13 protein-coding genes are annotated in these 10,700 nt (G+C 39.7%); 2 read left to right on the top strand and 11 right to left on the bottom strand.

Translation table 11 applies throughout. The annotated features are described in order from the left end of the window. Positions 1–337 precede the first annotated feature (337 nt). Positions 338–1,144, top strand: coding sequence for a polysaccharide deacetylase family sporulation protein PdaB (gene pdaB / locus AC0KTX_RS10065; RefSeq protein WP_474252069.1), 807 nt, complete (start codon positions 338–340; stop codon positions 1,142–1,144). A gap of 4 nt (positions 1,145–1,148) precedes the next feature. Here the strand turns inward: pdaB and AC0KTX_RS10070 are convergent, their stop codons facing one another. After that, positions 1,149–1,766 carry a KinB-signaling pathway activation protein gene (locus AC0KTX_RS10070; protein ID WP_474252070.1) on the bottom strand — a complete coding sequence of 206 codons (618 nt, stop codon included), beginning with the start codon at positions 1,764–1,766 and terminating at the stop codon, positions 1,149–1,151. Positions 1,767–1,915: 149 nt separating this feature from the next. Between AC0KTX_RS10070 and gerD the strand changes: the two genes are divergently transcribed. Then, a complete protein-coding gene (gene gerD / locus AC0KTX_RS10075; protein ID WP_474252071.1) occupies positions 1,916–2,500 on the top strand; it encodes a spore germination lipoprotein GerD in 585 nt (194 codons plus the stop codon). Between the two features lie 18 nt (positions 2,501–2,518). Here the strand turns inward: gerD and AC0KTX_RS10080 are convergent, their stop codons facing one another. The 10 genes from AC0KTX_RS10080 to rplQ form a co-directional block, all read right to left on the bottom strand. Continuing rightward, entirely contained in the window at positions 2,519–3,559 is a 1,041-nt protein-coding gene (locus AC0KTX_RS10080; protein ID WP_474252072.1) for an Mrp/NBP35 family ATP-binding protein, read from the bottom strand. 105 nt (positions 3,560–3,664) lie between these two features. Next, entirely contained in the window at positions 3,665–4,378 is a 714-nt protein-coding gene (cwlD, locus tag AC0KTX_RS10085) for an N-acetylmuramoyl-L-alanine amidase CwlD (RefSeq protein ID WP_474252073.1), read from the bottom strand. Between the two features lie 65 nt (positions 4,379–4,443). Beyond that, positions 4,444–4,884 carry a DUF2521 family protein gene (locus tag AC0KTX_RS10090; RefSeq protein ID WP_474252074.1) on the bottom strand — a complete coding sequence of 147 codons (441 nt, stop codon included), beginning with the start codon at positions 4,882–4,884 and terminating at the stop codon, positions 4,444–4,446. Between the two features lie 288 nt (positions 4,885–5,172). Next, on the bottom strand, positions 5,173–5,565 hold the full coding sequence (gene rpsI / locus AC0KTX_RS10095) for a 30S ribosomal protein S9 (RefSeq protein ID WP_474252075.1): 393 nt from the start codon (positions 5,563–5,565) through the stop codon (positions 5,173–5,175). 24 nt (positions 5,566–5,589) lie between these two features. Further along, positions 5,590–6,027, bottom strand: a complete 438-nt coding sequence (rplM, locus tag AC0KTX_RS10100; RefSeq protein WP_474252076.1) for a 50S ribosomal protein L13 — start codon at positions 6,025–6,027, stop codon at positions 5,590–5,592. 718 nt (positions 6,028–6,745) lie between these two features. After that, positions 6,746–7,492 carry a tRNA pseudouridine(38-40) synthase TruA gene (truA, locus tag AC0KTX_RS10105; RefSeq protein WP_474252077.1) on the bottom strand — a complete coding sequence of 249 codons (747 nt, stop codon included), beginning with the start codon at positions 7,490–7,492 and terminating at the stop codon, positions 6,746–6,748. Between the two features lie 10 nt (positions 7,493–7,502). Then, on the bottom strand, positions 7,503–8,300 hold the full coding sequence (locus tag AC0KTX_RS10110; RefSeq protein WP_474252078.1) for an energy-coupling factor transporter transmembrane component T family protein: 798 nt from the start codon (positions 8,298–8,300) through the stop codon (positions 7,503–7,505). Beyond that, a complete protein-coding gene (locus AC0KTX_RS10115) occupies positions 8,297–9,166 on the bottom strand; it encodes an energy-coupling factor ABC transporter ATP-binding protein (protein WP_474252079.1) in 870 nt (289 codons plus the stop codon). The genes AC0KTX_RS10110 and AC0KTX_RS10115 overlap by 4 nt, the downstream gene beginning before the upstream one ends. After that, positions 9,142–9,984: an energy-coupling factor ABC transporter ATP-binding protein gene (locus tag AC0KTX_RS10120; protein ID WP_474252080.1), complete on the bottom strand. Its 843-nt coding sequence runs from the start codon at positions 9,982–9,984 to the stop codon at positions 9,142–9,144. Before AC0KTX_RS10120 ends, AC0KTX_RS10115 begins: the two co-directional genes overlap by 25 nt. A 221-nt stretch (positions 9,985–10,205) precedes the next feature. Continuing rightward, positions 10,206–10,601, bottom strand: a complete 396-nt coding sequence (gene rplQ, locus AC0KTX_RS10125; RefSeq protein ID WP_474252081.1) for a 50S ribosomal protein L17 — start codon at positions 10,599–10,601, stop codon at positions 10,206–10,208. Between the last annotated feature and the right edge of the window lie 99 nt (positions 10,602–10,700).

The following is a 10,700-nucleotide window of genomic DNA, read 5'->3' on the forward strand; positions in this document are numbered from 1 at the left end:
AAAAAAGTTTATCCTCATATCTGCTCATTTCTTGAATCAACAGGAACGCTTTCGTTTTGTTCAGTTTTCAAAGATCAATCAAAGTATCAATAATTTGTTGACGACTTTCATACTATATCATGCTGTTTAGAAGTTGTCAACATCTTTTTTTAGCCGCTTCAACGCAGCGACGATTAATAATATACCATCATGTTATTAATTAGTCAACACTGCTTATAAAAAAATAAAAATTGTTGACTTCCTCTTCCGTCCTTTTATAAATGTCCGATCCTCTATACATAATTAAAAGCCCGATTCATACAATTTTACAAGATGAGAGGACAAGGAGGAAAAATCAATGAACCGCTTTTACATTATTCAGATAAAAAAGTTGAAAATGTTAGTTTTAATCTTGATTATTTCATTTTTTGCCGCATCTTTTATGTTTTTTCGAACATCTTGGGATATTTTTGTATTTTCTACAGAAAATGGACCGAAAGCCATTTATAAAGGGGATGAAAATGGAAAAGAGATTGCTTTAACTTTTGACATTAGCTGGGGCGATGAAAAAGTCATTCCTATTTTAAATACGTTAAAACAAGCAGGAATTGGTAATGCAACTTTTTTTCTTTCTGCTTCATGGGCTGAACGACATCCAGATATTGTGAAACGCATTGTGGAGGATGGGCATCATATCGGCAGTATGGGATATGGCTATAAAAACTATACGGAGTTGGAACCTAATGAAATAAAACGTGATTTGTCTTTAGCACAACTGACGTTTCAAAAGCTCGGAATCAAAGATGTGGCCTTGTTGAGGCCGCCTACGGGACAATTTGATCAAAAGGTGTTAACCATTGCCGAGCAATACGGATTAACCGTTGTTCATTACAGCATCAATTCAAACGATTGGCAAAACCCTGGAGTCAATGCCATTATCAAAAATGTGACGAAGGATTTAAAAGCAGGAGACATTATTCTTCTTCATGCCTCGGATTCAGCAAAGCAAACGGAACAGGCCCTGCCGGCGATCATACAATTTATAAAGCAAAAAGGCCTTAAAAACGTGACAGTTCAAGAATTAATTGAAAACAGCGAAGCGAGATCAGATGAAGTAACCTTTGCATATTCACTCAATTTCTTAAAAACAAAAAGAGCTGAATAAATCCTCAGCTCTTTTGTTTGTTTGAGGGGTTTTCCAATAATTTTGGCAAAATCAACAACTGATAAGCATTGCATATTAAAATCGGAATGAGCATTAAATACAACCAATCTTTATCATTGATTCGAAGGGCGGGAGTCCACTCAATCACTGTAATGACGACCATGAAAAACAACGCCGGGACAAAGGCGCTCTTATTCGTTTGTTTCTGTTTAAAGTATGCAATAACCAATCCAAATAAAACAATGGCTAACGCCACTAAAACGTATGGAACAATCGATTCATTTTGTTTGGCAAAAAATTGATAACGGAAATAGATTAAGTCAAAAAATACAAAAATAATTAATACCATTTGAACTGCGTTCCATAAGGAAACTGTCCGAAATATCCCCAATCCGAAGCGGTGAACCGTTAAATAGGCAAAAAAACCCATTTGGCTGATTATGCTAAAAATAAAACCAACCCCTATATGCCAAAAGAATACAGCAACTATTTCAGCAAGATTAAATGACAAAAACAACTGGCCATACTCATTCCATCTTAATATAATCCCGACAATGCTTGTTGCAATCCCGCCAATAATGAGGGTAGATAAAAATAGTCGAACCCAATTTCTGCTTTTCACTGCTTAATCCTCCACATTTGTTATGCTTCCTGAATTTTCATCATCCATCTTGTATATTACCATATGGCAAAACTTTTTTCGTATAAAAAACGGACGAAATCTTAATCTAAAGAATAGAATTATTTTTGAAAGGAGCTTAATGAAGAACTATGAAAAGGAATTGTTCGCTCCTCGTACTTTTCATTGCAATGATATTTTTAAGCGCATGCGCTGACCAACAAAGCGAACAGATGGATTATGATGAAACAAAAAAAATGGTAATAGACATATTAAAAACGGACGAAGGAAAAAAAGCCGTCCAAGAAATCATAAAAGATGAAGAAATACAGAAAAAACTGATTTTAGACCAAAGGGCGGTAAATGATACCATCCAAAAAACATTAACATCTGAACAAGGGAAAGACTTTTGGAAGGGGACGTTTGAAGATTCTAAATTTGCAGAGGGATTTGCGAAAACGCTGCGAAACGAACATGAAAAAGTCCTTAAACAATTAATGAAAGACCCTGAATATCAAGCCATGCTGTTGGATGTGCTAAAAAACCCGCAAATGGAAGACGAAGTCATGACGGTTTTAAAAAGCCAAGAATACAGGAAATATTTGCAAGAGGTCATTACTGATACTTTCACCAGCCCGCTCTTTAAAACAAAAATTGAAGAAACATTGTTAAAAGCCGCTGAAGATCTGCAAAAACAACAGCAAAACAATCAAACAAAAAACGAAGAAGGGCAGTAATAGCGCCCTCTTCTTCATTTAAGATGTCAACTCCACTACTTTTTTTGCTATGTCTAAATAAATTTGTCCGATCGGATGATCCTCGCCATATACTGAAGGAGCAAAATTTTCATCATTCCAATCGGGTTGCTCAAGCGGAATTTGCCCCAACAGAGGAACCTCTAGATCTTCGGCAAGTTTTTTTCCTCCGCCTTTTCCAAACACATATTCTTTTTGCCCTGTTGCTTTACTTTCAAAATAGGACATATTTTCGATAACTCCTAAAATTTCATGCTCGGTTTTTAAGGCCATGGCTCCTGCTCTCGCAGCAACAAATGCAGCGGTGGGATGAGGAGTTGATACGATGATTTCTTTGCTTGAAGGTATCATCGTATGGACATCCAAAGCAACATCCCCCGTTCCAGGAGGCAAATCAAGCAGCAAATAATCTAAATCCCCCCACTCAACTTCTTGAAAAAAGTTGTTTAGCATTTTGCCCAGCATCGGCCCTCTCCAAACAACAGGAGCATTATCCTCCACAAAGAATCCCATTGAAATGACCTTTACGCCAAAACGCTCAACAGGAATAATTTTATCCCCTCTTACTGTCGGCCGTTGGATAATCCCCATCATATCAGGCACACTAAAGCCGTATATATCCGCGTCCAACAGGCCGACTTTTTTGCCTAAACGGGCAAGAGAGACCGCCAAATTCACCGATACTGTCGATTTGCCGACACCGCCTTTTCCGCTTGCAATGGCAATAAACGTTGTTTTCTTATTTGTTAAGATAGAGGGGGAGGACGGATCTGAATAATATTTTTGAACAATGTTTTTCGGCAATTCCACAAAACGCAAACCGACCGTCTCCGCTCCAGCCTGCTTTAAGAGAGTTACAATTTGCTGCTGAAGCTTAAGCTGCTCGTTTGTCCCCGTTTTGGCAATGGCAACTTTTACACTTACATGATTTTTTTCCGGTTTCACTTTTATTTCTTCAATTGCGTTCAATTCTTTTAAAGATTTATGTAAAAAAGGTTCTTCCAGCTGTTCGACTATTTTTTTTACGTCTTCCTCCCGCATGCTATCAACCCCCCTATTTATTTGATCCTTTCTTGTCCCGTTTTTTAGAAAGGGTCTATTTTAGTATATCACACTTTTTACAATAAACCGGCAAATTGCACATTATTATTCAGGAGGCGGCTGATCACTCGTAAAAAACCGCAAAATTCCGTTATAAATGGATGCCGCCACCTTCATTTGATATTCTTCCGAAGCAAGCAGTTTTTCCTCTTCAGGATTTGATAAAAATCCGACCTCGACCAGCGCTCCGGGTTTTTTAACATGCTTTAATAAATAAATTCCACTAATCGTTTTTGCTTTTCGATCCGTATTTTTCAAGTTCCTTCGCAATTCATCTTGAATAAATTTCGCAATGGCTTCATTTTCTTGATATTTCCTATCATAAAACGTCTGTGCCCCTCTCCATTTCGGTGAAGGAATAGCATTTAAATGGATGCTTAAAAACAAGTCAGCTTCCGAATTATTGATCATTTCGACACGTTTGCGGATATCTTCTGATTTCCTTCGGCTATATCCCTTCGTATCATCCGATGCTAAATCTTCGTCATGCTCTCTTGTCAATATTACCAAAGCACCTTGCTCTTGCAAATAATCACGAGCTATTTGAGTAATCTTTAAGGCAACCTCCTTCTCCATCAATTCTTTTCCAACTGCCCCTCCATCCGGACCACCGTGGCCTGGGTCTAAATATATAATTTTCCCCGATAAAGGAAGATTCCATGATTTCCACGAGTGATAGCTGACAAATTTGTATTGAACGATAAACATGAGTAGAATAAAACCGACAATAAAAAGCATCCACCTGAGCTTTTTTTTCAATCGAATCCCTCCTGCCCGTCCCTTGTCTTCAATATATGGGACACGGAGGAAAAATATGATAAAGATTACTGCAGCCTCAATTTATGCCGTTTCGTCCCGGCGAAAAAACCTTCTTTCCACCAAAAATGAATAAAATATTCACAAGCCATATAAAGCGATTCGTTCTCAAAATCATTATTTCCTGTCTGCAGATGGCAGACTTCATCGTACAAATTGCAAATAAGTTCCTGTTCCTGTGTCATACAGCGAGCATGAACCTTCTCCAGAGATTCTCCGTAATATCCGAAACGGCTGTAAAGAGCACCTAATATAAAAGATTCAATGGCATATTCACTACATATATCCTCAAGATACGTATGATGGATCCATCTTTTTTGAAACAAAGGAGCAAACCATTCATATACTGTGTCTTTTAGTTTCCTTACAGGAAGTTCTCTTAACATTTTTCGTTCAGTTTGAAGCTGCTTTTTTTGTCTTCTTTCGGCAAGGTTTGTTATTACATTCATGATAACCCCCTCCTTGATCATATTTTTTGCGAACAGCGATGATCCATACAGCCACTCATTTCCAACGTGCCGTTTAATTTTTTCGGCTGTTTGTCAAGAACGATTATTGTTGTTCTACGTCCAATTTTTAACATGAGGCTTCATGAATTTTGGACCATACCGAGCTTTAGACAAAAAACAGCCTTTTCAACCTGTTTCATTTGTTTGGAAAAGAGTATCAACAATGATCCAATAAAAAAACCCTTTCCCGAAAAACGAGAAAGGGTGCAGCAAATAAAAAAATTGCTGTTAACGTTTTGAGAATTGCGGTGCACGACGGGCGCCTTTAAGACCGTATTTTTTACGTTCTTTCACGCGTGCGTCACGTGTTAATAGACCAGCGCGTTTTAAAACAGCGCGATATTCCGGATCAGCTTCTAAAAGAGCACGGGCAATTCCATGGCGAATGGCGCCAGCTTGACCGGTGAAACCGCCGCCGCTTACATTGACAAGCACGTCATAATTATTGACGTTTTCAGTTAAAACAAGCGGTTGTTTAATATCTTCAATTAAAGCTTTTGTTGGAATGTACTCTTCAATGTTCCGTTTATTAATGACGATACGGCCTTCGCCGGGAACTAAACGAACACGGGCCACAGAGCTTTTGCGACGACCTGTACCGTAATATTGTACCTGTGCCAAGATATCATAACCTCCCTTTAAAAATTATCCGCGAAGTTCGTAAACTTCAGGTTTTTGTGCTTGATGCGGATGCTCGCTTCCGCGATAAACATGCAATTTCTTAAACATTTGCCGGCCGAGAGAACCTTTTGGAAGCATTCCGCGAATGGCAAGTTCCAGCATTTTTTCAGGGTAGTTTGTCCGCATTTCTAATGCTGTTCTTGTTTTTAAACCGCCAGGATGCTGACTGTGGCGATAATAGATTTTATCTGTCAATTTTTTTCCAGTCAATTCAATTTTTTCAGCGTTAATAATAATCACGTGATCTCCAGTATCAACATGTGGTGTGAACGTTGGTTTATGCTTTCCGCGTAAAATGGATGCAACTTCGCTTGCGAGCCGTCCTAGAGTTTGGCCAGCTGCATCAACAACGTACCATTTACGTTCAACTTCATGCTGTTTCGCCATAAACGTTGTACGCATTGTTTTCCCTCCTAATAGATCAAATTCAACCATAGAAGTCTATTTCAAACACGATTTATTTCCGGGGCTAATCGTGGAATTGAAATACATACCATAGGATATCATATCTTTTTAAGAAACTGATGTCAAGAAAATGTTAGAATAGAACGTTCGGATTTTGCAGACACTTTCGCATTGATTAAGCAAACGAAATAAACGATTCTTATGAATCTTTGCGGAAATGGTTTTATTGCTTCTACACCAAATCAATATTGTTTTTCCCGGAGAGACGTTCTCACAAACTAGGCAATTAGGCAAAGTACGGAAATGCGGTACTGCCGTGAACGAAATTGTGAACACAAATGAAAGGCAAAACCCCGATCTGAATGATCCAGGAACAACATCAGTCATTCCGTTTACAAAACCGGTTACGAATGGAAAGGCTTTTACAAATCCATATGGGTGAGGAAGGAGCAAGAGAAGAGTTCGGGAAGTTGGCAATTTCATTAAAGGCCCCAACATTCGTACCTATTACGGAGAAAATACGGCAGCAACTAAGTTTCAAAGTTTCTGTTTTTCTTTATGAATGATGATTTTCTTCCATGTTGGGGAAAGGACAGAATAGCGGAAAGAAGGAAGAAGCGGGTGGCTATCGACATAAGAATGACGTTTTTTGCGATTAAAAGCAGAGGGTTAATAGAACGCCTTCTTTCTCTTTGATTTCATACTTTTTCTTTCACTAATTTTCGTCGTCATAATAAACCTTCCATAGATACAACCCATTTCCTGGTACTGTTTTTCCTGCAAACCTTCTATCTTTCGCTTCGAGAATTTGCTTTAATTCCCCGGGTTTTCTTTTCCCCTCCCCGACTTCAAGCAATGTGCCGACTAAAATGCGAACCATGTTATAAAGAAAACCGCTTCCGACAAAGCGGAAGATCATTTCGTCGTCTTCCTCCCATATATCGGCTTCATAAATGGTTCGGATTTTATTTTCAGATTCTGTTTTCGCAGAGCAAAAGCTTGTAAAGTCATGTGTGCCAATGAGGTAATGGACAGCTTCTTTCATCTCCTGCACTTTTAATCTGTATGGAAAGTGGTATGCATAGTTTCGCCGGAATACGTCCCGGCAGCTGCTTTGATACAAGCGATAGCGATATTCCTTTTTTTGAGCGGAAAATCTTGCATGAAAATCCTCATTTACAAGCACAGCATTCTTTACAGAGATGTCGTCGGGAAGGAGGGCATTCAACGCTATCGGCCACTTTGAAGGCGGAAGATTCAAATTTGTATCAAAATGAATGACTTGGCCGACCGCATGAACCCCCGCATCCGTTCTCCCCGAGGCAACGACTTGAACCCTTTTTCTTTTATGCATTTTTGCCAGCGCTTTTTCGAGCTCGCCTTGTACTGTCCGGCTGTTCGGTTGAATTTGGTACCCGTTAAATCGAGAACCATCATAGGAAACTGTGCATTTTATTCTCATTTTCCAACTCCTAGGAACGAAGTAGTAATAAAAGGATTGCCAAGAGCAGAACAGAGGCCATCATCATTGTATCAATCGTTCCCCACTTTAGCTGTCTGATTTTCGTCCGGCCTTCGCTTCCTTTATATCCCCTTGCTTCCATCGCTGTTGCCAGCTCTTCCGCCCGTTTAAATGCGCTGATAAAAAGGGGGACAAGCAATGGAACAATTGCTTTGATACGTTCTTTCAACGGTCCTGTTGTAAAATCTACTCCTCTTGCCATCTGCGCTTTTAAAATTTTATCTGTTTCCTCAAGAAGTGTTGGAATAAAGCGAAGCGAGATAGACATCATAAGAGCTAGTTCATGAACAGGAAGTTTCCATTTTTTTAGGGGATTCAACAAACTTTCGATTCCGTCGGTAATTTCAATCGGTGTAGTTGTTAATGTCAAAGTTGTTGTCATAAAAATTAAATAAATAAAACGAAGCGAGATATAAATTCCTTGGCGCAGCCCTTCTTCATAAACGGCAAAAAAACCAAAGCGAAAAAGCACTTCCCCTTCTTTTGTCACAAATATATGGAGCAAGAAGGTGAAGGCAACGATCCATATAACAGGCTTTAAGCCGTTCCATAAAAAAGAAAATGGAAGCTTCGTCAGTAAAATGACCGTCAGCGTGAAAACTCCCAACAGAAAATAGGTCGCCGCATTATTGGCGAAAAAGACAATAAAAACATACAAAAAAATCGTCAATAGCTTTGAACGCGGATCCATTCGGTGGATAACGGTGCGGCCCGGGACATATTTTCCGATAATGACACTATCAATCATGAGCCAACACCTTCTTTTAAAAAGAAATCGATATATTCCGCCATTGCTTCAAGCGTTAACGGCTTGTCCTCTATTGTCATCCCAAACTTTTCTTCAAGCTTCCTAGCAAACTTAATGGATTCAGGCAAATCGAGGCCCAATTTTTCCAACATCCCCGTTAATTGAAATATTTCTTGCGGCTTCCCTTTTATTTTCAGTTCTCCTTTGTGCATTACGGCGATTTCATCAGCATATTTTGCCGCATCTTCCATACTATGTGTCACTAATATCGTTGTAAGCTTTTTCTCTTGATGAAGTTGAAAAAATAAATCCATTATTTCCTTGCGGCCTTTCGGATCTAGTCCTGCTGTCGGTTCGTCCAATACAAGCACCTCTGGATCCATGGCTAAAACGCCGGCTATCGCGACTCGCCTCATTTGCCCCCCGCTTAATTCAAATGGGGATTTTGCAAGAATTTCCTCCTCTAAGCCAACGAGAGGCAATACTTCTCTTACCTTTCTCTTGGCTTCATCGATTGTCGCCCCGAAATTCATCGGACCAAACGCAATGTCTTTTTCAACCGTCTCTTCAAACAGTTGATGTTCAGGAAATTGAAAGACAATTCCGACCTTTTTTCGGACAGGTTTTAAATTTTTCTCCTTTTTCCCCGCCTTGATAAGGCGATCGCCAATTTGGATTGATCCTTTTGTTGGCAAAAGCAGTCCGTTCAAATGCTGTAAGATAGTAGACTTTCCTGAACCTGTATGGCCGATGACCGCCAGATAAGTTCCTTCTTTAATATCCATCGTAATGTCGTGCAAAGCAAGCCGTTCAAAAGGAGTGTTTATTTGGTAACGATGTTCTAGCTCCCTGATTTTAATGTCCATAGTTCATCCACCAAGCTTTCTGCGCTTAGATGCCTCTTCGATAAAGGCACTCCTTTTTTTAGAAGCATATTGCTTAATTTATAAGAGAACGGAAGATCAAGTCCGATTTTTTCAATCGATTCATTCATTTGGAATATTTCTTCAGGCGTTCCCTCGGCAAACTTTTCCCCGCCATTCATCACAATCATTCGATCCGCGGTGGCTGCTTCTTCTAAATCGTGGGTAATGGAAATCACTGTGATAATCTTCTTCTCTTTCAATGACCGAATCGTATCCAACACTTCTTTCCGCCCTATGGGGTCAAGCATTGAAGTTGCTTCATCCAAAATAATGATATTTGGTTGGACAGCGAGCACACCTGCGATGGCAACACGCTGTTTCTGCCCCCCGGATAGATGATGGGGCTCTCGGTCTAAAAATTCATCCATTTGAACCATTTTTGTTGCCCATTCTACACGTTTCAACATTTCTTCATGAGGAACACCCAAATTCTCCATGCCGAAGGCTACATCATCCCGAACCGTTGCACCGACAAATTGATTATCTGGGTTTTGAAACACCATCCCGACATGTTTGCGAATTTCCCAAACCGTTTCTTCCGACAATGGAATTCCAGATACTTTCACTACCCCTTCATCAGGGATTAACAATCCATTTAAAATGCGGGCTAACGTCGATTTCCCTGAGCCATTGTGGCCAACTACAGCCAGCCACTCACCTTCAACTACATCAAAGGATACATCTGATAGTGCCGGTCGGGCATTTTCTTGATTGTACCGGAAAGAAACGTGTTGAACTTGGATAATTGTCCGTTCCATAAACGCCCTCCTCTCGCCTCTAAACGTATTCCACTTTCCATCATAATAGATTTTGAGGGCTGTAATTGACAAAAACTGTATATTACCTGAAGCAGTTTATAAAGGTGAATCTTGTCTGCGCTAAATGTATTAGAATACAAAATAATAAATGATAGTCAATAAAAAAGGGCATAGATCCAGTCATAACAACTGTCCCGCCCTTAAATGATATATATTCCACATTACACAAATTCAATAATAACCATTGGAGCTCCGTCACCACGGCGAGGACCAATTTTCAAAATGCGTGTGTAACCGCCTTGACGCTCTTGATAACGAGGTGCAACTTCATTAAACAATTTTTGCAATGCGTAGAAAGGTCTTTCTTTTTCCTTTCCTTCTTTATCGGTAACAGTAACTGTTTTTGCCACCTCGTTGCGAATAATTTGCGCAGCTTGGCGGCGAGCATGTAAGTCGCCTCGTTTTCCTAAAGTAACGAGCTTTTCTACAATGGAACGAAGCTCCTTCGCACGTGCTTCCGTTGTTTCAATCCGTTCATTGATGATTAAGTCCGTTGCCAAATCACGAAGCAATGCTTTGCGTTGCGCGCTTGTACGTCCTAATTTTCTATATGACATGTCATGTCCCTCCTTTATCAAAGTTGTCGGTTTATCATCAATATTTGCGAAATGTTAGTCGTCCTTGCGCAGGCTTAAGCCAAGATCTTCAAGTTTTTG

It is taken from the genome of Aeribacillus sp. JST-2 (genome assembly GCF_056032925.1).